Source organism: Mycoplasmatota bacterium (assembly GCA_018394295.1).
Classification (GTDB): Bacteria; Bacillota_I; Bacilli_A; order Haloplasmatales; family Haloplasmataceae; genus JAENYC01.
Genome location: CP074573.1, coordinates 2,399,191 through 2,421,356, shown reverse-complemented (window position 1 = coordinate 2,421,356; position 22,166 = coordinate 2,399,191). Strand labels below are relative to the sequence as shown.

Below are 22,166 nucleotides of genomic sequence, written 5' to 3'. Positions count from 1 at the left end.
AGATTTTATTATGTATTTTTATAAAGAAAATCTCTGATAATGTGGAAATACTCTATAGGTTTTTCTATATGTGCGAAGTGTCCACATTCTTTTATTAAAAAGATTTCAGACCCATTAATTGTTTTATGTATTAGTTCTATTTCTTCGTATGGAATTGGATCGTAATCACCATGAATAATAAGTGTTGGACAAGTTATCCTAGGTAATTGATTTAGTAAATTATAATGTATTAAATAACTATGTAGTTGTTTCTGGATTGTGAAAGATTTTCTAACCATTTCATCATCAAAATATTCCATATCTAAATTTTTCATATAGCTAGTATTATAGAAATATAGTTTGTTTATTATTGATAGGTAACGACTAAATACCTTTCCAACTCCATTTTTAATAACTTTGGAACTTGTAAGTTCATTTAATTTCTTATTTGTTTCAGATAATTCTTTTTGAATATCTTCAGTTACTCTTGAATTAATATTTTCCTGAAATTTTTTTATAAAATCTGATCTTGCACCAGTAGATTCAAGAATTAAAAGAGTTTTAAGTCTTTCTGGATATTTAATAGCATAATTTAAAGCTAATAATCCTCCAAAAGATTGTCCTAATACATTTATCTTTTCGATATTAAATGATTGACGTAATTCTTCTAAATCCTTAACAAGATTATCCATTGTTATATCATGAGGTATTTCATCTCCTGATGATTTTCCACAGGAACGTTGGTCAAAAAAAATCACTTCATAATCTTCTGCTAACTTACTAAAATGGGGAAATAAATAATTATGTGCTAACCCTGGACCACCATGTAGTACAAATAAAGGTTCTCCTTCTCCTATACTCTTATAATAAATTTTTATACCATTTATTTCTTTAAAACCTTCTTCAATAATTTTAGTCATAAATATTTCTCCTTTCATTACTTTTTAATACTTTAATCACATAATAACAAAAAGATACTGACACAAACCTGTCAGTATCTTTCATATTTATTGATTAAATTTTTTAGATTTCTTAAAATTTCCTCTCTTAACCATTGAGGTTCTAATATTTCAATAAAATCTTTAAACCTAAAAGCTAGTTGGATATAACAGCCAGGATCACCTGCTTGCATGTTTAATAGATAGTGGTTCTCTTCTTCAATTACTTCTGCTCTATGAAAAAAGATATAATCTTTAATTCTATAATAACTTTCTTTGTTAACTTTTAGCTTCACAGTTTGGGTATCTTTATTTAAGCACTTCATTATACAATGTTTCTTACAATAATATTCATCTATATCAAAATCATCTGGTACTGTAAAGGTTTCATTTATTAATTGTGCATCACTAATTAAAAATATAGGTAAACTTTCTACTTGTCCTACTGACTCACAATAACTGATCACCAACCAATCATCATCAACGTATAAAATACCGTAGGGTTGGATTATCATTTCAGTATTTATCATATCACTAGAAAGAAAAGCTTTTATCTTAATCTTTAAATTTAACTCAAGACTTTTTTTAATCATTTCAAAATAATCATATTCTTTTTTTATTGTATTCCTGCTCGTTTTCTCAAATAAAATCCTCTTTTTTATTTGATTAAATTCCTTTGTATTATCCTCATCCATCACACTTTCTATCTTTAAGAAGGCAGATTCAATATTTTTAGAATATCCAGGTATAGATACTTCATCAATAGATTTTTTTGATAACAGCAAAGAAAATATTTCTTCCTTATTAAACATGATAGGGGGTATAAAAAATTTACTTAAAACAGAATATCCACCATCAGGTCCAACCTGTGATACAATTGGTACATTCATCTCACTTAGTGCCTGTATATCCCTATAAATTGTTCTGATATCTACTTCAAATTTTCTTGCTAAATCACTTGCAGTCATTCTTTTATTTTTGTTTAATACAAGGATTATTGCCATTAATCTCTCAATCTTATTCATCTTATTCACCTTCTAATCTTTTATCCTACAAACTATTGTTATATATAAATAATATCCTAAGTTTAATTATAAACGAAACACATTCTCTTTTCTATACTTATATTTAAATCATTATAGTAAAATCATATTAACCCGTAATGGAAATTGCGGGTATTTTCTTTTCCTCTAGTTGATCCTTCAAGATATTCTTATTAGGATAATAGTAATATTAGTGCTACTTACTTGTTCTGGTTCTTTTGTTGTTGAACAGATTTATTTTATTTCCAACTATTGGATAAAATCAATTCTATTGTAATATTTAATTATTCTAGTCCTCTTATACGAGGTTAACATTGTAATATATTAATAATTGCTTTTTACAATATATAATAAAAAAACAAAGTCATCTTATTAAGTGACTTTGTATTAATATTAGACTTAATTTTTTAATTCTTCAATGTAAGTTCTCATTAATAATGGATTATCCTGATACACCAACTCAAGCTTATAAAAGTCAGGATAATACAGTGACCGTCCAACAAAGGGTGGATTATTAGGGTATAACTATTATATTTATTATAAAACAATGCCTAACTATATAATCATTACAAAGTTTGAGTTGAGTTTAAATAAAAAAAGCCATAATTATAACAATTCTATTTCATTTGGAAATGGTACAACTCTTGAAATATTCCACATCTTATCAATATAGGCATGTGTGTACTTTTGTTCAATATCATGATAGACCAGAGCTCCTTTTGATGTTAAAACATACCCATAGTTAGTTTTCTTTATATAACCCAAAATTCTAGCAACCAACATTTCAAAAGAGTACATATTATTCAATTTTTTACCTATTAAATTAAAATAGGTATTCTCGTTTATTTTAAGTCCATAAGAACTCCAAAACAGAAAATATACAGCCCTTTGTCTTAATGAGAAATCAAGTGTTAAAGATGTAGGTAAATTATCATTCTTTATTCTTTCTATATATCCATCAATAGAAAAAGTATTTATTTTAAATGATTTTCTTAGTAATGTTGTAGCAGAAGTACCAAATCCTAAAAAATTATCTCTTGTTACTGAAGAATATTTCTCTGTACCTTTTTTTGAAAAAGTCCAAACTGATGTTCTATCTAATTCCATTATTTCTGTCAAATCATTCAAATGTTTAAGCATTTTCTTTTTCATCTTACTTGAAAGTGGCTTTTTGATGTTGTTTACAAAAGTAAAATCTATGAACGGATATGTTGATACTTGTGTTGCTCCATAAGTAAATGCTTTCTTAAAATCACTTGTTAACATCTCTTGTGTTTGACCGGGTAATGCAAATATCAAATCTACATCTACCACATCAAAATTATAACGATCCACTAATTTTAGTTTCTCAATGAATTTATCTTCTTTTCTGCCTATATTTGCAAGCAATTCATTATCAAAAGATTGAAATCCAATACTAATCATTGTAATCCCTATCTTTTTCAACTTCGTTAATATGTAATCATTAATGTCTTCTGGGTGCAATTCTAAACCTATACCACCTAATATATTAAAATGTTCTTTTAATTTATTAATAATGTCTTCAATGTGTTTTATCATTAAAGATGGCGTTCCTCCACCAAAATATAGAGATGTAACATCTTTTTTTTCAATTTGATTTAATGTTACAAGTTCAATTTCTTTTAAAAGTGCTTCTTTATATTGTAAAGAAACTTCTTCATCCATTAATTGCTTTGAATAAGGACAAAAAGAACATATACTTTTACAAAATGGAATATGAACATACAATCCAAGCGAATCTAAATTTTCATATTCAAGATTATTACTATAGTTATTCTTGAATTTAAATGGTTTAAACGATCTAGTTGTCGCAATACTTAATAGTTTTGTAAACATAACTCCTCCTATATGTATTTTAGATATGTCCTTAACATGTCCAAAATAACTTTTATTTTACCGTCAAAAATAAGTGCATATTCTGCCGCAAAAAAGTAGCCACATTCTTCGCATAAACCTTCTTCATTTATGCATCTTCCACATATATATTCTTTTCCATCTTCTACAACAACACACTGATAACAGGGTGTTTTAAAATCATTATTTATAATGTATTTAAAAGCACTTTCTAAATTAAAAATCGGATATTTTTCCTTTATCAAATGAGATATTTCTTTACAAGCATTTTCTTTTTCTTCCTTTGTAAGTTTTAGATTTTCTGTCCCTTTGTATGGTGTGTGAAAATTAAAAGAAATTGCTCTAATATTTTTCATATTTTTTGCTATATCACTTACAGACCTAATATCTGCTTTATTTATATTATTAATTGCCATATATAAACAAATATTATCTTTTGTTGCATTTTTTATGTTATCTAAAATTAAATCAAATGTTTCTCCACGAATATTATTATGATTTCTTCTATTTCCATCTAAACTCAATAATATTAAATCAGCCTCAGGTAAATCAATTTTATGAGTACCATTGGTTACTACATTAACAATTAAAAATCCCATTTTTTTTGCTTCTATAACTAAATCTCTAACTGTCTTACCATTATCTGACCATAAAAAAGTCTCTCCTCCACAAAAAAAAAAGAATTCTAATCCCTTTACCATATAAATCTATCATTTCTTTTCTTATATTTATGTATGAATATATTTTAGAATTGATATTATTTACTGCGCAATGCTTACAAGTTAAATTACATTTATCTGTTACAATAATTGTTCCTAAGATAGGCTTTTTTCTTTTAAAAATTACAGTAGATGCTCCAAATAGTGAAAATTTCATCAAATTGCTTAGTTTCATACAATCTCTCCTCGTATAATTGATGGCATGTCTTACCCATATCGCAATTATAGTTTTATTGTCTATAAATTGAGTAAATACAGCTTCCCAGAGTTGTTAAAATTTAACTTAAATTATATCTTCGGTAATATTATACCATAATTCAATAATATGAGGTATATAAAAAAACAAGCAAAACTTGCAAAATGCTAGTGCTCGTTTTTTGATTTAAAACTAAAATCATTATGGTAAATTCTGATTGCAAATAAAGCCATAATAATCATTATAGAATATTTTTAAAGGAGCGATGAGGAATTTCCTTTATCAATAGAAACACTAGTATATTCGTTTGAATAACCTAGCAAATCATTATTAAATACAACTAGAGCATATCCCATGATGTAATAGAAATCACAAAATAGATTCCAAAATCATGCTACATAATTATTTTTTAGTACATATTTACTTATTTTAATGTATAAAGAAACTGCAGTTTTTCCTGCATCATATGTTTTCTAAAATAATTCTTTAAACACTTTTTAGGGGATGATGGTGACAATTGGTAAAGAAAAAAGGAAGTCAGTTAAATTACTTCCAAATTGAATTCAAATTATCCTTAAATGATTTTAATATTACCTAAAAATTATTTATCCTTAAAGAAAGAAGATACTATTGATTGACAGTATACAAGCAATTATTCTTATGGTAATATATCCTATATAAGTACCCGGGAAGGCGCACAAGAAATTGTTAGAACAACTATTGATAAATTAAAAGATTATTAATATTTTTATTGTATCAAAATAAGGAGGGTAATATGCTTAAGAAAACTGATAATTTTGAAAAAATACTAAGATTTTTATTTATTTTAACTTTAATTATTAGTGGCGAGTTTGATAATACTTTGTTAAATTCAACGATGAAAATTGTATGTATTATTTATCTTGGAAATGTACATTTATTTTATTTATTATTATTTTTTAAAGTTTTAAAAACAGACTTTTTTAAGAAAAATAAAAATTTGGTATATACTCATATAATTTTTTTGGTAATAATGTCTGTGATAGGAGATATTATTCTAATATCATCAATTATATTTAGAATTTTTAATGTATATGTATTTTCAACATTAATATTACTGTTTATTTTAATATTAATAATATACTTAGCATTTCGTAAAAAAAATAAGCTATTCTTTAAGGAATATAAAGATTTGTTAAAGAATTATATTTTAAATTGAAAAATATTAAGGAATAAATCGTGTTTTATATTTTAGACCCAGGGAACTAACCCTGGGTTTGATCTTTATATACAACTTTTTCCAACTTCTGTATCCTATAATGCATCTCAGCAAACAAATCTGGTCTACTATTCTCACATGTTTCTGAGTAAAGAAAAAGAGATTATCGACTAATCGATAACCTCTCACAATGACTTTTTTAAATTTTTCGTGTTAAATTCGTGTTTTGCAAATATTTTTACGAATAATCTAGTTATTTATAGGTTAATTTTTATTGGTAGAGATGGCGGGAATCTTTTTACTGGGCTTTTCGTTACTGTAAAATATTTCCACCTTCATTCGTGTCTTTTATTTTAGCATTAATGAGTTTATAAGAAAAAGCATTTTCTTGTTTTTTTTATTTAATAATTAACAACTACCTATTCTGAAATATAGTGAATCTACTGATATATCTACTTTCCTAAAAACAATTAGATAATTACTTCTTTATTATGGCATTAATTGTACATAACTCTACTATATAAACAAGAAAAAAGACAGAAGAATAATGTATCATATGATAATCTAATATTTTATTGAAAAATATGAAATATAGTAATATATAAATTCCAAAAGTAAAATACATAAATTTAATGTTATACTCATGAATAGAAAATTTATTTTTAATATATAAAATAGTAGTACTACATAAAATCAGTATTATATTAAGAATAAAAGAAAAAATAGAAGAAATAATTGGATTAAACATCGCTTAATGTCAAGGTAGTTGTCGCATATTTTTAATTTTTTTAAGAAGATTTTGTTTCTTCTTTTTCCAAAATTGATGATTTTTCTGGGTTTAACCAAACTATGTTTTCCACACTCCAATTTCTTATGTTTCTCGACCATCTTTCTGGGTGTTTAAGTTGTGCTTGTTCATAGACTTTAATTCGCTTTTTTAATATTTTATTAGATAAACCGGAATGCCTTTGATGTGGAGTTAAATATTTTATCCCACTATGAAGATGTTCATAGTTATACCAGTTTATAAACTGTAATGACCAAGTTCTTGCTTGTTTAATAGTCTCAAAGCCCTTATCTGGGTAACCTGGACAATATTTGAATGTTTTAAATATAGACTCCGCATAAGGATTATCATTACTTACTCTAGGTCTACTATTTGATGGAGTAATACCTAGTTGATAAAGGGTCTCTAAAAGAGTGGCTCCTTTCATCGGACTTCCATTGTCAGAATGAAGCACTAAAGGTTTTTTATGTAAAAGTATATTTTCTGCTAATACTGCTCTTTTAACTAGTTCACTAGCGTGTTGAGCAGATTGTTCAGACCATATTTCCCATCCTACTACTTTTCTACTAAATAAATCTAGGATCAAATATAAATAATAATATATCCCTTTTATTGGTCCCTTTAGATAAGTAATATCCCACATCCATACTTGATTAGGACCTGTGGCATAATGTGTTGATATAGGTCTATTTTGGGGCTTTTTAGTATTTCCTCTATGTTTTAGTTGTTTTTCTTCTCTTAAGATTCTATATATTGTTGATTCAGATGCTAAATATATTCCTTTATCAGCTAGGAGTGGCACAATTTCATTAGGAGATAAGTTTTTATATTCAGGCTGATTTACGACTTTTAAAATTTCTTCTCGTTCTTTTTTAGTTAATCTATTTTTGGGTACTTTTTTTTACTAATTGGTCTTTGATCTTCATTTGGTGATGAATCACTTCTCCATCGTTGAAGTGTTCGTAAACTAATTCCTATTTCTTCACATGCTTTTTCTTGTCTTGCTCCATTATCTACAGCTTCTCTTATCAGTGATATTGCTTTTTTGCGATCTGTGGCACTGATTAATCTTCCTCGTCTTCCCCCCAAATCGCACTTGCCTTTTTTCTAAGTACAAGAAGGGCTGCTGCTTCTGCAAGTGCTGATTCTTTTCTTTGTAGTTCTTTATTTAATTTCTTAAGTTCTTGATTTTTTCTCTTAACTGCTTTTGTAGTTCTGTTGCTTGTTTAGCTACACCACCATTAGCCTGCATACATGCATCTCGCCATTCTTTAACTTGATTAACATATAGTCCTTTATTTCTACAATACTTATATAATTCTACTTCACTTAATGTTGCAGTTTCTAAGACAATATGAAACTTATCTTGTGTACTCCATTCTTCTGATTTTAAAGGTTGTTCGTTAACAGGGATTCCATTTTCTTTCGCTTTCTTTTTCCAAGTAAAAAGTGTTATTTCTGGTATTCCTGATTCTCTTGATAATTCTTTGACTGATTCATTATGTGGTGGCATCATTCTTTGTATTAATGATAACTTATAATCCTTTGAGTATCTTGCCATAAAGTTGTTCTCCTTACTAAGTTTTTAAATTTTATTTCAAGACAACTAGTTGTCTTGAAATAACTTACTATGTCTACTATACTATTTTTAGAGTTCCATGACAACTATTCTAACACAGAGGGACATTAATAAAATAAATTCGATAATTCCATATAACACAAGCATGAACTTAAAAATATTAAATCTTTTATTAAAATCAATCAAATTCAAAAAATCATCCTTCCACCATTTCATTCATTATTCGGGCTATTATATCATCATCATCATATTTAGTCAATTTCCCTGAGTATCTAGTAGCTGTAACTTGTATGATCTATATCTGTGAAAATTAAAAAGACAAGTTATTTCTTGCTCTACAATATTTTTTCTTAGGTGTTATTTTTGTTTTTATCTCACATCCTTGATATTAAAAATATAATAAACTATATCAAAATATCAATTATTAAATATTAGCATCACTATTATCATTTTTCTCTCTAAAATTTAAAAAATAGAGTAACATTAATGCCATAGCTTTATTCTCATGATCTAAATAATGTAATGCGCAAATCCCTATCCAAAAAACAACACTAAATATAACAAATAATAATTTCTTTTCTCTTAACAATCTAATCATGAAAATTGATGCAAATATAACAATTAACCCTAGTAAAAAATCGAAAATTTTTTCCATTTCAATTATCTCCTTAAAACATGAAGTTATATTAAGGATGGATACATGAATGGAGTGAATGAGTCAAAAAAAACTGTTGATACCCATACCGTTCATACAACAGTTAATATTACTCCATTATTACAGTAATTATCTCCACTGTCTTCCCAACCACCACAAAATTTTTTAAACTCATTTTTATTAAAATCAACATACCATTTACAAAAAATCAATATAGTCTTGCGTCTAAGCCAAAGAAATAAGTATCCATATATGTTGTTTTAATTTTGTATACTTATTTACCAAATCTTGCTGACGCTTCAAATCCAACCAGATGCCAAATAAGCTGTACCAAGATCTATTACTCCATTTATTACATTTTCATAAATTTGTCTAGCTTCATCTAGGTACATCATTTTGACACATTCTGGGTTATATAGCCTACTTCCTATATTGTTTATATTTGTACTATAAGAACCTATACTTGAGTCATTATTTTCTATTTTAATCTTATTCTGGTTATATTTGGGTTATTTTATGTTGATGAAGATAGCAGGAGTCGAAGCAACTCCTGCTAAATCTTAATTCTTTTTTATGATACTAAAGTATACATGGAGAAGAAATAGAGGATAGTGCCGGCTAAAACAAATAAGTGCCAAAGGCCATGATGGAACTTAAACCATGTGAAAATATAAAATAAAAGTCCTATGCTGTAACATGCTACGCCAACGGTTAATAAGATAAATCCTAGAATTGGCATTCCTAGTAATAAAGGTCCAATAAAGAAAACGAATGACCAACCCATTAATAAAAATAAAATTACATGGATAAATTCAAATTTATCAACCCATATGGATTTTAATATAACGCCAATTATAGCTAATCCCCATTGAATACCAAATAATACCCAACCAATTGTATCAGGGAATGCGATAAAACATAGAGGGGTATATGATCCTGCAATCAAAATGTACATTGAAGAATGATCAAACCGTTCAAATACTTTTTTTGTTTTTCCACGTGGAAAGGCATGATAGAGTGTGCTCATTAAATACATCAAAATGGCTGATGCCCCAAATAGAGACATACCAACTACTTGATTAGGATGGTCTGACCAAACAGTAAGTAAAACTAATCCAGCAATTGATAGTAATGCACCAATTCCATGAGATATAGAATTAAATAATTCTTCACCCAAGGTAAAATCTTTATTAATTTCTAAAAGCTTTTTTTTCTCTTTTTCTATTTTATGATGTTTTAAATGCTCTGTAAAAAAATTAATCATATCTTTAGGCAAACCTTGTTTCTCTTCCATGCTTTCACCTCGTTTAATGTTACTCATATTATAACATCATTAATATAAAAAAGTAAATTAATTATTTAACGACAGTTAATAATTTAAACTAATAGTTTAATGGAAAATAATTGTTTGTTAAATAATAGACATATACCATTTTAATCTGTAAAATAATAAGTAAAGAAAGTGGTGATAATATGTTTTACGATACACATGCTCATATAAATGCAGATAATTATAAAGATAATTTAACTGAAATTATTAATGGAGCGAGAGAAAATAAGGTGAATTATATAAATGTGGTTGGATTTGATCCTAAAACCAACGCTTTAGCGAATGAAATAGCTTTAAAATATGATAATTTATACGCTACTTGTGGACTACATCCTTCAGATATTCATTTGCATACAGAAGATAATTTAAAACAATTGGAATTTTATTTAAAACAAGAAATAACGGTTGCTGTTGGTGAATGTGGATTAGATTATTATTGGCATAAAGAAACTAGGGATAAACAAATCGATTATTTTAAAAAACAGATTGAACTATCTAAGAAATATCAAAAACCACTGATTATTCATGTTCGGGATGCACTTTCTGATAGTTACGAAGTTTTAAAAGAAGCAAGTAAAGATGGGTTACTAAAAGGGGTTATGCATTGTTTTAGCGGGAGCAGCGAAATGGCAAAACAGTTTCTAGATTTAGGATTATATATTTCATTAGGTGGACCAGTTACTTTTAAAAATGCGAAAGCTCCTAAAGAAGTCGCTAAAATAGTACCATTAGATAGACTATTAATAGAGACAGATTGTCCCTATTTAGCTCCTCATCCTTATCGAGGAAAACAAAACAAACCAGCGTATGTCACATTAATCGCTGATGAAATAGCGAAAATCAAAGAAGTTTCTATTGAGGAAATAGCTTCTGCAACTACGCAAAATGCGAAGCGATTATTTAATATCAAGTAAATTAAAAGTGATAAAAAACATCAAAAATTACATACTATTACTGTATATAAAATAAAGGAAGTGTGTCTTTATGCAGGAAAGAAAGCAGATTTTTTTAGTTGGAACAGTAATTGGTGGATTAGTTGGTGTTTTTTTATTTGTCCTTGTCTATGTTGTTTATCATTTTGATGGAGAAAAATCAAAAACACCAATAAATAAAATTTCTTATCAAGTCAATGTAGATAGTGTGATTAACCAAGCAATTAAAAAGGCTAGTCCAAGTGTTGTTGGGATTGTCCGATTTAAAAATAATAGAGAAAGTGGAACCGGTTCTGGTGTTGTATATAAATTAACAAAAGATAGGGCTTATATTGTAACTAATTATCATGTTATTAAAGATGGTAGTAAAGTAGAAGTAGCTTTTCAAAATGAAGAACGCGTTGAAGCTGAAGTAATTGGTGATGATGTGATAACTGATTTAGCTGTTATCTCAATTCCAAAAGGAAATTTAACTGAGTATATGGATTTTTCAGATTCTGGCGAGTTAAATGTAGGAGAATTTGTTTTTGCGATAGGAAATCCATTGGGATTAAATTTTTATGGTAGTGCAACCTTAGGAATAGTCTCTTCTATAGAACGACTAATTCCAATTGATATTGATAAAGACGGTGAAAGTGATTGGTTTGCACATGTTATCCAAACGGATGCTGCGATTAACCCAGGAAATAGTGGTGGGGCATTAGTGAATGTCGATGGGAAACTCATAGGTATTAATTCAATGAAAATCTCAAGTACACAAGTCGAGGGCATTGGTTTTTCCATTCCATCAAATATTGTTTATCAAGTAGTCAATGATTTAGAGAACTATGGAAGTGTTAAAAGACCATTTATCGGTATTCATCCAATTAGTATAAGTAAATTAAGTACAGAAGAGAAAAAAGGGTTAGGGATTGATTACTTAACAAAAGGAATTTATGTCAATGATGTGACTCCTAATTCATCAGCTCAAAAATCTGGAATTGAAATCGATGATGTGATTGTTAAAGTGAATGAAGATGAGGTAAAAGATGTAACAGACTTCCGATACAAAATCTATCAACATGAACTAGGAGATGAAATAAAGTTAACTATTATACGAGGAAATAAAAGAATTGAAATAAAGTTTAATTTAGAACCTCATATAGATTTTTAAAGAAAAAACCGTGAAATAGATTTTCACGGTTTTAATAAATTGGTTCTGTTCCTTTGATATAATACATCAATTTTGTATACTCTTTTGTATATCGGTTCGCGACTTCTCCTGTAATAGGGTTAACAACTAATGTAGATATATTTTTTGAAGGTTGATACCAACTTGTCTTTTGATGTTTAAAATAATCCTCCATTATTTCAACCCATAAACGTTTAGAGTAAGTTTTTTCATCATATAACTCAATTGGTTTTTGAGTATCATAACCCGTCCATACACCAAGAACTAAATTAGGATTATAACCAATCATAATATTATCATAATCTGTAGAACCACTTTTTCCAGCATAAGGATGGGTTATACGATAAGCGATTGATAATCCAGTGACGGAGGCTCTATAACTCATATTAGTATCAAACATTCCCCTTAACATATGATTCATTATAAAACACAAATCAGGATTTAAAATCTGTTGTTTGATTGGAACGTATTCATATAATACTTGATCGTTTAAATCGGTTATTTTTGTAATGTAAACAGGACGTACTTTTTTTCCAAGGTTTGCAAAGTGAGCATAGGCATTTGTCATTTCACTTAATTTTATTTCTGTTGTACCTAATGCTAAAGAGGGAACAGCTAACATATCTGATGTAATTCCTAGGCGATGAGCTGTTTTAATCAGTGTGTCTTCACCTAAAAATAAATGGGTTTTAACCGCGTAAATATTATCTGATACAGCCAAAGCATATGCCATTGTCACATCTTCATTTGCGTAAATATTAGCGAAATTACCTGGTGCATATTTTTCTGAACCCTTATTAATGTAAAAGGTTGTTGGTTCACTTCTAAACGTAGTGGTTGGTGTAAATCCATATTCTAAAGCTGAATAATAAAGTAAAGGTTTAATCGTTGAACCAGTTTGACGTTTTGCGGTTACTGCCCGATTATATTGTGATGAACGATAATCTCTTCCTCCGATAACTGCTTTTACAAACCCTGTTTGTGGATCCATCGCAAATACAGCTGTTTCAATTTCAGAATAAGGAGAATATGTTTTATTAATCGCTTCTTCAACAATATGATTTAAGTGCGTATCTAAGGTAGTGTATACTTTAATACCTTTGAAGAATTGATCTTGAACTAAATCAAATTTTTCTAATTCATGCATAACGATATCTTGAAAGTAAGGTGCCATGTTATTAACACTTTGGGGATGTTTACCAATAATGACTATTTCTTCATTCAGTGCTTCATCGTATTCTTCTTGTGTTATTTTATTTTGAGAAAGCATTTGAGCTAAGACTAATTCTTTCCTTATGGTATTTTTTTCAAAGTGAGTAATAGGGGAATAGAAAGTTGGCGCTTTTGGAATTGATGCTAATACGGCCGATTCAGCAATTGTTAAATCTTTAGGGTCTTTACCAAAATAAAATTGTGAGGCATCCCCAATTCCATAGATACCATGGCCAAAATATATCGTATTTAAATAACCTTCTAAAATTTCATCTTTTGTATAATTTTGTTCTAAAAGAAGGGTGTAATAAGCTTCTTTCACTTTTCTTTCAATAGATTTTTTATGGCTAAGGTATAAATTCCGTGCATATTGCTGGGTAATTGTTGATGCACCATATTTTTTACTCATGCTTGAAACATTATCAATAATTGATTTTACAATGCGACGGTAATCAAAGCCATTATGTTCATAAAAGTGTTGGTCTTCTATGCTTAATATTGCACTTATCATATGTTGTGAGATGTCAGGTAAGGTTACATAGGTTTGAGTTTGTTCATTATTTAACTCAAAAAATTTAACTTGATCTTGACTATAAAATTCAATTGTCTTTAAATCACTAATAGCGGGAAGTTTTTGTTTTTTAATGTAAAAAAGTGAAGATGTAATAGATATGATAATAAAGATAATAATACTAAATGCGATGAGAATTGTTTTGTTTTCTAATAACAACTGCTTTTTTCTTGAAAATATCTTCAAATTCAATCACCTTCTTATCTTTTTCCTTTTTAGTGTTTTATCTTTTTTAAAAAATATGATATATTAATATAGTAAAAATTTGTATTTAATATGGAGGAATATGTATGCCATTAACAGCTGGAATTGTCGGTTTACCAAATGTTGGTAAATCAACACTTTTTAATGCCATAACAAAATCAAAAGTTGAAGCAGCTAATTATCCATTTGCGACAATTAGTCCTAATGTTGGAGTTGTAGAAGTACCTGATACACGATTAATAGAATTAACAAAACTTGTTAATCCACAAAAGGTCATTGCAGCTGCTTTTGAATTTACTGATATAGCGGGTTTAGTACGTGGAGCAAGTAAGGGTGAAGGGTTAGGAAATCAATTTTTAGCTAATATCCGAGAAGTTGATGCAATTTGTCAAGTTGTTCGTTGTTTTGAAGATTCAAATATCACACATGTTGATGAAGCAGTGGATCCAATAAGAGACATTGAAACGATTAATTTAGAACTCATCTTTGCTGATTTAGATCAAATTGAAAAGCGATTAGGTCGAATCGAACGTCAAGCAAAAATGAATGAAAAAGATAGTAAAGATGAATATCATACACTTGAAAAAATAAAAGCGGGATTTCATAAGGGAATTCCAGCACGATTACTTGAATTAACTGATGATGAAATTCAATCAGTGAAACACTTACAATTATTAACATTAAAACATATGCTTTATGTTGCTAATATTTCTGAAGATAATGTATTAGATTATGAAGCTAATCCTCAGTATCAACAAGTAAAAGAATTAGCCTTAAATGAAGGTGCTGAAGTCATCGCATTATGCGCAAAAATAGAGGCTGAACTAGCTGAATTAGATGATGAATCAAGAATCATGTTTTTAGAGGATTTAGGCATCACAGAAAGTGGGCTAGATAAACTAATTAAAGCATCTTATCATTTATTAGGATTAGAAACATTCTTTACCGCAGGACCGAAAGAAGTACGGGCATGGACGTTTAAAAAAGGAATGACAGCACCAATGTGTGCAGGTGTTATTCATACTGATTTTCAAAAAGGGTTTATTCGTGCAGAAACAATTAGTTATGATGATTATGTTCATTATAAGACTGAACTGGCTGTTAAAGAAGCTGGTAAAATGCGACTTGAAGGAAAAGAGTATATTGTTAAAGATGGGGACGTCATGCATTTCCGTTTTAATGTATAAAAAAATAAGTATAGGTTTTGACCTATACTTATTTTTACAAGGGTATTTATACAATTGATTTTAAAGTGATTATAGAGGTGAAAAGGATGGTTAAGATATTTTTAATTGAAGATGATAATAAATTAGAAGTATTGATAAAAGAACACTTAATAAAATATGATTATACAGTATTTACTGTAAATGATTTTAGTGAAGTCATACAAGAATTTGAAAAAATTCAACCGGATTTAGTTTTATTAGACATCAATTTACCATATTATGATGGCTTTTATTTATGTCGTTTATTAAGAAAAAAAACAAATATTCCAATCATTATAATCTCTGCTCTTAGTAGTGACATAGAACAGGTGATGGGGATTGAATTAGGAGCTGATGACTATCTTGTAAAACCTTTTAATTTATCACTGCTTTTAGCGAAAATTAAAGCTTGTTTAAGAAGGTTTCAAGGGTCATATGTCAAACAATCAATTATCAATGTAAATGGCTTATGTTTAGATGAAAACACCTTTAAAATGATGTATGAAAATCATAGTGTTGAATTATCTAAAAATGAATTTAAATTAATGAAATGTTTACTTGAAAATAAAAATACATATGTGAAAAGAGAAACTTTACTGGAAATACTTTGGAATGATTCAACCTTTGTTGATGAAAACACATTAACAGTAAATGTTTCAAGAGTGAAACAGAAATTAAAAGATATTACTTTAGAAGATGTTGTGAAAACAAAAAGAGCTGTAGGGTATCAACTAAGTTTTGGTGATGATGATGAAACTATTTAAAGAATTTATCAAAGATTATTTGGGTTTTATTTTAGTTTATTTTATAAGTACTTTTTGTATGATTCTCTATTTTTATTTAGAAACAAATATAAGTAGCGTTATTTATCCAATTGGTATTTCATTATTTCTCCTCATCATTTTTTTAGGTATCAGATATTATCAGTACGATACCTTTAGAAAGAGTCTTAATCAGGTGATAGTAAATAATTTACATGAGGTGGAATCTTTTAATAATCTTCAAAAGAGTGTGAGTGATCTAATTAAAAAGCTCCGTAAAGAAACTTTTGAAGAACAAAGAGCTATGACAACAAAATTGAATAATAATAAACAGTTCTTTTCACACTGGATACATACGATGAAAACACCGATTTCAGTAATTGATTTAATAATTCAGAAAATTAAAAGTGGAGAATCACTTGATATAAGTGATATCGACTTGGAAAATAAAAAATTATTAAACTTATTAGAACAAGTTCTTAATCTAATTCGTTTAGATGATTTTGAAACTGATTTTCAATTAGAAACAATTGACTTGGTGTCATTGATTCATTTGATGATTAATGAAAGAAAGAAAGAATTTATTTATAAAAATATTTATCCTAAGGTAAATGTTTCAGATAAAAAAATAGATATCACAACTGATGTAAAGTGGAATCGTATCATTATTGATCAGCTTATTAATAATGCATTAAAATATAGTAACCCTGAAAAAAAACTTATCTTTGAAATCAATCAAAACAATCAAAAAGTAACTCTATCAATAAAAGATGAAGGAATTGGTATTCCAGAATATGATTTATATAGGTTATTTGAACCCTTTTTCACTGGAAGTAACGGTCGGCAATCCAATAATTCATCGGGTATTGGATTGTTTGTGGTTAAACAAATATGTGATAAGTTAAACCATCATATTTCAATTGAATCAGAAGTTGGAGTAGGTACAGAAGTCACCATTACTTATCTTACAAATTTGTAAGATTCATGTCATCTCATTCGATTTCTATATAAGATGAAGTCTCGTATAATAAAATCGATCATTGAGAAAAGGAGTGGAATTATGTTATTAGTAACTCGTAATTTAGAAAAGATTTATGGTGGAAAAAATGATATTAGTGCTACACATGCACTAAAAGACATGAATTTAAAAATACAAAAAGGTGAATTTGTAGGGATAATGGGTCCTTCAGGTAGTGGTAAAACCACTTTATTAAACATGTTAGGTGGATTAGATGAACCTACTTCTGGACAAGTTGAGTTAATGAATTATGATTTATCAAAAATGAATCAAAATGAATTAGCCTTATTTAGAAGAAAACATATTGGATTTATTTTTCAGGATTTCAATTTATTAGATAGTTTAACAGTTAAAGAAAATATTATGTTACCAATGATATTAGACCATAAAGAAGAAAGTTTGATGAAAGAAAAGGCAAATGAATTAATCCAGTACTTATCCATTCAAGCCTTAGAAAATAAATATCCATATCAAATATCTGGGGGACAAAAGCAAAAAACTTCAATTGCCCGAGCTTTAATAAATGAACCAAGTATTTTACTTGCCGATGAACCAACGGGTAATTTAGATTCTAAATCTTCAATTTCTATTATGCAATCTTTAGAAAAGTTGAATCAAGAAAAAGAAAGTACTATTTTATTAGTTACTCATGATGCGTTAGCTGCAAGCTTTTGTAAGCGAATAATCTTTATTAAAGATGGGAAAATTCATTTAGAAATGGTTAGAAAGGGGAATAGAAAAGCCTTTTTTGATCAGATTTTAGATAATCTTGCGGTATTAGGTGGTGAGCCTAATGAATTTTAAAAGCATGATTCGAAAAAATTTTATTTATCATATAAAACAATATTTAGCTTTCTTTTTATGTATTAGTTTTTCAATTATGGTTTTCTTCATCTATTCAATCATCTATTATAATCCTGCATTATATGAAACCATTAGATATACTACTATTGATGAAGTAATGAAAATGGCATTATTTATTATTGGTATCTTCTCTGTTTTTTTCATTCATTATGCATATCAGGCATTTATTAAGTCAAAATATCATGAAATAGGGCTTTTTATAACACTTGGAATGACAAGTAAAGAGATTAATCGAATGAATAGAATTGAATATTTTATCATTATGTGTATATCAATTGTAGCTGCGATTATAAGTGGTGTTGTATTTTCTAAGTTATTTTATATGATATTTCTTTCCATCATTGATTTAAAGGATATTCCCTTTATTTTAAATTATAAAAGTTTTTTATTAACAATTATCTTATTCTCTTTCATATTTACAGTTGTGTTAATTATCTCACACTTTAAGATAAATAAGTTTCAAGTAATTGAGTTATTGAAAAAAGAGAAAATGAGTGAAATTAATGATTCGAATAATCCGTTATTAGGTTTCATTGGAATTCTATTAATTATTGTCTCTTATCTATTAACCTATCTATTATTAGTTAAAAATGTAGTTAATAACCCTCTACTTTTCTTAATATTATTTTTTACTATGAATTTAATTGGATTATACCTAATAATTAAAGAATTTGGACAAATTATTTTAAGATTAATAAAAAAAGAGAAATATCATCAGAATATATTATTTTATTCTGAGTTAAAACAGCATTTTAAACAATATAAGAACATCCTATTTGTTACAACTTTATTAATTGCTGTTGCGATTTATTTTATTGGATTGACTTTTTCGGTCTATGCAACTCAGCTTGAAGAGGTGAAAAAGGTATATCCTTATGATCTCATGCTTATAGAAACAGGATGGAGCAAGTCTCTAAGTGATGAAGAGATTACACAAATATTTGAAAAGCATCACATTGATAAAGAAGAAAAAACAATGGAATTTATGCATATGATTTTATATAAAACCACAACGAATCAGTATGGGATTTGGGGCGATACAGTTATTGTCTCTGAAAACATGTATAATCAACTAAGTCAAAAAAATTTAGATGTTAAAAAAGATCATGCGGTTGCTATCTCTTTTGAAGATGGATCGTTGAAATGGTTTGAAAAAGAAGAAGATATTGTTTTTAAAGACCAGCAAACAAATCGAAACTTCCAGTTTAAGTTTCAAGAAGAAAAAATAGGGTATCATTATAATATAAATAATTATCAACTACAATTTATGATTATTATCGATGATGCCAACTACAATCAGATTGTCAGAGAATTAGGAAGTGATAGAATTGAACGGTTTCGAATGTTTAAGTTAGATCATTGGATGAATTCAAAACCTTTAGTTCTTGATTTTGTTAACGCAGTAAAAGCAAAAAATCCTGAAAAAATAGAGAATCAAACGTTACAACAATTATATAATGATTGGTCTCTGATGCCATCATCTAGAGTTCTTGCTTATGAAAATAATATGCGGAATGCATCTTGCAACTTGTTTGTTATGTGTTTTATTGGAATTACGTTTTCTATTTCTATCGGGGTAGTGATAACTCTAAAATTATTTAACGATTTACCTAATCAAAAGAAACGCTATGAAAAAATTAAAAAAATAGGATCATCTGATGTAGAAATGAAGAAACCAATTTTCAGCGAATTAAAAGTCATCTTTTTTATTCCAATGATCCTTGGATTATTAATTGGTTTTCTCTATATTATGTTAACCGCAATGAATTTTACATTTTATTATCGAGTGATGTGGTATAGCCTAATGATGATGCTTGTATTTATTGTTATTCATTTCACCTTCTATTTTATTACTAAAAATAAATATATTAAACAGATAATTCATTAAAATCTTATTCCCTTCTTCTAAATTTTAAAGATAATATATTAAGAACTAGTTAAAAATTCCTTTTTTTAAGGATTTTTAGCCAGTTCTTTTTTCGTGATATAATTGCTCGAGTCTACCATACCGATAATTCAAAGTCGTAATTTTTTTGATAATATTTTTAAATTACATAAGTTATGGTATTATATAATAAGTATAATTAATTAAAAAAGAAAAATCTTAGTTGAAAGGAGGAGACTTATGAAAAAAAACTATTTTATTGTATCTTTTTTATTGATGATTGCACTTACATTTTTATCAGGATGTGAACTATCAGAACTTACAACTACCACTAAGGAAGTAGAAACAGAATCAACAACTACAACCGAGGAAGTAGTTACAGAATATACTACTACTAATTTAGATGATGTTTTAACGGAAGAGTACCTAAATACATTAGCAGAAAGTAAAATTGATGCAGACGCGAGTGATTATATCATTTTTATTTACAGTCCATATTGTAATCATTGTCATCAAGTTCTAACAAGTAGTGAATATGAAAATTTTGTTTCAAACCCCAAAATTAAGTTATATCTAATAAATACCGTTGATATTACAGATGTTTTTCTTGAAAAAACCAAAGTAGATGCAGTACCAACCATGATTAATATAGAGAAGCAATCAGATGAAAGTTATCATGTATCTATCAAAGTGGGATATACTGATTGTATCGAGCTTCTAGTCACACACACATTAACTAATGAATGATTTTGATCATACTTAATTGAGTATTTAAATAAAAAAAATACCATCTTGTGGTATTTTTTTATTTATTTTTAAAACGTTTATTTAATTGTTACTCACCAATATTGTCAACAACTTCATGTAATAGTGTAGGAATTTCAAGTTGTTGTGGACATTTAGTTAAGCATTCACCGCATTCAATACAATTTACTGCTTTTTCTTCTTCTTTTAAATAATGTTTATAGGCAAATTTACCTGAATCTAGGTTATTGTACATATAAGTATTATTATATATTTTAAAGTTTCTTGGTATTTGTATCCCTTGAGGGCATGGCATGCAATAATTACATCCTGTACAAGCAATTTTTACACGTTTATTAAGCATATCTCTTACTCGATCAATTGCTTTGAATTCATTTTCATTTAATGGTTCAATCTTGTCAAATATTTTAACATTTTCTTCAACTTGTTCTAATGTAGACATACCACTTAAAATTAATTTAACACCAGGTAAAGAGTGTATCCATCTAAACGCCCACTCTACACTACTATCATCAGGTTTAACTGTTTTAAATTCATTCATTATGTCCTCAGGAAGTGTCGTTAGTTGCCCGCCTTTTAATGGTTCCATAACCCAAATTGGGATATTCCGATCAGCCATTAATTGATATCCTTCAACGCCTTGTTGACTTTTATAGTCAACGTAGTTTATTTGTTGGAGACAGAAGTCCCAATCATAACTTGTTCCAATCTCTTGATATGTTTCTTTATCATCATGATAAGAAAAACCAATATAGCGAAATTTCCCTTTAGCTCTTGCTTCTTCAATAAACTTAAAGACGTCAAGTTCCTTAATTTTTTTCCAAGTATTTTTATTTAAAGCATGTAGTAAATAAAAATCAAAATAATCTACTTGTAGTTTATTTAATTGTTCATCTAGATATGCTTCAAAGTCTTCATATTTTTCAACTTTCCAAACAGGTAATTTTGTTGATAATGTAAAACTATTACGATCAAGTTTTTTCAGGAATTCTCCGAGAAATAATTCACTTTCACCCTCATGATAGGGATAAGCGGTATCAAAGTGAGTAACACCATTTTGATAGGCATATTCTAACATTTTGGTTGATAATTCGCGATCTATTTTTCCGTTTTTCGTTGGAAAACGCATGCATCCAAACCCTAATAGAGAGTTGTTTACATCGCTTTTCATTTGTACTTTTTTCATATTGACCTCCCACTAAATTGCTTGCTAATGATAATTTTATCATAAATAAAATATGAGTACAACTTAAATTAGTTATTGTCTATTGGTAAAATT

Annotated in this window: 15 protein-coding genes and 2 pseudogenes; 8 read left to right on the top strand and 9 right to left on the bottom strand. The window is 27.9% G+C overall.

Annotated elements, in window-relative coordinates; genetic code table 11:
• Nucleotides 1–8: 8 nt before the first annotated feature.
• From KHQ81_11230 to KHQ81_11200, 7 genes and pseudogenes are all read right to left on the bottom strand, one after another.
• Nucleotides 9–899: an alpha/beta fold hydrolase gene (locus tag KHQ81_11230; GenBank protein ID QVK17415.1), complete on the bottom strand. Its 891-nt coding sequence runs from the start codon at nucleotides 897–899 to the stop codon at nucleotides 9–11.
• Nucleotides 900–970: 71 nt separating this feature from the next.
• Entirely contained in the window at nucleotides 971–1,942 is a 972-nt protein-coding gene (locus tag KHQ81_11225) for a YafY family transcriptional regulator (protein QVK17414.1), read from the bottom strand.
• Between the two features lie 624 nt (nucleotides 1,943–2,566).
• Nucleotides 2,567–3,817, bottom strand: a complete 1,251-nt coding sequence (locus KHQ81_11220; GenBank protein QVK17413.1) for a radical SAM protein — start codon at nucleotides 3,815–3,817, stop codon at nucleotides 2,567–2,569.
• An 8-nt stretch (nucleotides 3,818–3,825) separates the two neighbouring features.
• A pseudogene (locus KHQ81_11215) lies at nucleotides 3,826–4,729 on the bottom strand (radical SAM protein).
• A 2,007-nt stretch (nucleotides 4,730–6,736) separates the two neighbouring features.
• Nucleotides 6,737–8,296: pseudogene (locus KHQ81_11210) on the bottom strand (IS3 family transposase).
• 442 nt (nucleotides 8,297–8,738) lie between these two features.
• Nucleotides 8,739–8,969 carry a hypothetical protein gene (locus tag KHQ81_11205; GenBank protein ID QVK17412.1) on the bottom strand — a complete coding sequence of 77 codons (231 nt, stop codon included), beginning with the start codon at nucleotides 8,967–8,969 and terminating at the stop codon, nucleotides 8,739–8,741.
• Nucleotides 8,970–9,540: 571 nt separating this feature from the next.
• Nucleotides 9,541–10,233: a hemolysin III family protein gene (locus KHQ81_11200; GenBank protein QVK19626.1), complete on the bottom strand. Its 693-nt coding sequence runs from the start codon at nucleotides 10,231–10,233 to the stop codon at nucleotides 9,541–9,543.
• Nucleotides 10,234–10,442: 209 nt separating this feature from the next.
• Between KHQ81_11200 and KHQ81_11195 the strand changes: the two genes are divergently transcribed.
• Together KHQ81_11195 and KHQ81_11190 are read left to right on the top strand one after the other, a co-directional pair.
• Nucleotides 10,443–11,213 carry a TatD family hydrolase gene (locus KHQ81_11195; protein ID QVK17411.1) on the top strand — a complete coding sequence of 257 codons (771 nt, stop codon included), beginning with the start codon at nucleotides 10,443–10,445 and terminating at the stop codon, nucleotides 11,211–11,213.
• A 70-nt stretch (nucleotides 11,214–11,283) separates the two neighbouring features.
• Nucleotides 11,284–12,384, top strand: coding sequence for a trypsin-like peptidase domain-containing protein (locus tag KHQ81_11190; protein QVK17410.1), 1,101 nt, complete (start codon nucleotides 11,284–11,286; stop codon nucleotides 12,382–12,384).
• Between the two features lie 31 nt (nucleotides 12,385–12,415).
• On the opposite strand, the gene KHQ81_11185 is transcribed toward KHQ81_11190, so the two are convergent.
• Entirely contained in the window at nucleotides 12,416–14,371 is a 1,956-nt protein-coding gene (locus KHQ81_11185; GenBank protein QVK17409.1) for a PBP1A family penicillin-binding protein, read from the bottom strand.
• Between the two features lie 104 nt (nucleotides 14,372–14,475).
• Between KHQ81_11185 and ychF the strand changes: the two genes are divergently transcribed.
• From ychF to KHQ81_11155, 6 genes are all read left to right on the top strand, one after another.
• Nucleotides 14,476–15,576, top strand: a complete 1,101-nt coding sequence (gene ychF / locus KHQ81_11180) for a redox-regulated ATPase YchF (GenBank protein QVK17408.1) — start codon at nucleotides 14,476–14,478, stop codon at nucleotides 15,574–15,576.
• 86 nt (nucleotides 15,577–15,662) lie between these two features.
• Nucleotides 15,663–16,358 carry a response regulator transcription factor gene (locus tag KHQ81_11175; protein QVK17407.1) on the top strand — a complete coding sequence of 232 codons (696 nt, stop codon included), beginning with the start codon at nucleotides 15,663–15,665 and terminating at the stop codon, nucleotides 16,356–16,358.
• Nucleotides 16,345–17,334, top strand: a complete 990-nt coding sequence (locus KHQ81_11170; protein ID QVK17406.1) for a sensor histidine kinase — start codon at nucleotides 16,345–16,347, stop codon at nucleotides 17,332–17,334. Before KHQ81_11175 ends, KHQ81_11170 begins: the two co-directional genes overlap by 14 nt.
• An 81-nt stretch (nucleotides 17,335–17,415) precedes the next feature.
• Nucleotides 17,416–18,177 carry an ABC transporter ATP-binding protein gene (locus tag KHQ81_11165; protein QVK17405.1) on the top strand — a complete coding sequence of 254 codons (762 nt, stop codon included), beginning with the start codon at nucleotides 17,416–17,418 and terminating at the stop codon, nucleotides 18,175–18,177.
• Nucleotides 18,167–20,125: an ABC transporter permease gene (locus KHQ81_11160; GenBank protein ID QVK17404.1), complete on the top strand. Its 1,959-nt coding sequence runs from the start codon at nucleotides 18,167–18,169 to the stop codon at nucleotides 20,123–20,125. Before KHQ81_11165 ends, KHQ81_11160 begins: the two co-directional genes overlap by 11 nt.
• A 237-nt stretch (nucleotides 20,126–20,362) precedes the next feature.
• Nucleotides 20,363–20,869, top strand: a complete 507-nt coding sequence (locus KHQ81_11155; GenBank protein ID QVK17403.1) for a hypothetical protein — start codon at nucleotides 20,363–20,365, stop codon at nucleotides 20,867–20,869.
• An 88-nt stretch (nucleotides 20,870–20,957) separates the two neighbouring features.
• On the opposite strand, the gene KHQ81_11150 is transcribed toward KHQ81_11155, so the two are convergent.
• Nucleotides 20,958–22,073, bottom strand: a complete 1,116-nt coding sequence (locus tag KHQ81_11150) for an aldo/keto reductase (GenBank protein ID QVK17402.1) — start codon at nucleotides 22,071–22,073, stop codon at nucleotides 20,958–20,960.
• Nucleotides 22,074–22,166: the final 93 nt, after the last annotated feature.

Bases quoted from the DNA above. Each gene is read 5' to 3' on its own strand.
- KHQ81_11230 (QVK17415.1), bottom strand. From the start codon at position 899: ATGACTAAAATTATTGAAGAAGGTTTTAAAGAAATAAATGGTATAAAA.
- KHQ81_11225 (QVK17414.1), bottom strand. From the start codon at position 1,942: ATGAATAAGATTGAGAGATTAATGGCAATAATCCTTGTATTAAACAAA.
- KHQ81_11220 (QVK17413.1), bottom strand. From the start codon at position 3,817: ATGTTTACAAAACTATTAAGTATTGCGACAACTAGATCGTTTAAACCA.
- KHQ81_11205 (QVK17412.1), bottom strand. From the start codon at position 8,969: ATGGAAAAAATTTTCGATTTTTTACTAGGGTTAATTGTTATATTTGCA.
- KHQ81_11200 (QVK19626.1), bottom strand. From the start codon at position 10,233: ATGATTAATTTTTTTACAGAGCATTTAAAACATCATAAAATAGAAAAA.
- KHQ81_11195 (QVK17411.1), top strand. From the start codon at position 10,443: ATGTTTTACGATACACATGCTCATATAAATGCAGATAATTATAAAGAT.
- KHQ81_11190 (QVK17410.1), top strand. From the start codon at position 11,284: ATGCAGGAAAGAAAGCAGATTTTTTTAGTTGGAACAGTAATTGGTGGA.
- ychF (QVK17408.1), top strand. From the start codon at position 14,476: ATGCCATTAACAGCTGGAATTGTCGGTTTACCAAATGTTGGTAAATCA.
- KHQ81_11175 (QVK17407.1), top strand. From the start codon at position 15,663: ATGGTTAAGATATTTTTAATTGAAGATGATAATAAATTAGAAGTATTG.
- KHQ81_11170 (QVK17406.1), top strand. From the start codon at position 16,345: ATGAAACTATTTAAAGAATTTATCAAAGATTATTTGGGTTTTATTTTA.
- KHQ81_11165 (QVK17405.1), top strand. From the start codon at position 17,416: ATGTTATTAGTAACTCGTAATTTAGAAAAGATTTATGGTGGAAAAAAT.
- KHQ81_11160 (QVK17404.1), top strand. From the start codon at position 18,167: ATGAATTTTAAAAGCATGATTCGAAAAAATTTTATTTATCATATAAAA.
- KHQ81_11155 (QVK17403.1), top strand. From the start codon at position 20,363: ATGAAAAAAAACTATTTTATTGTATCTTTTTTATTGATGATTGCACTT.
- KHQ81_11150 (QVK17402.1), bottom strand. From the start codon at position 22,073: ATGAAAAAAGTACAAATGAAAAGCGATGTAAACAACTCTCTATTAGGG.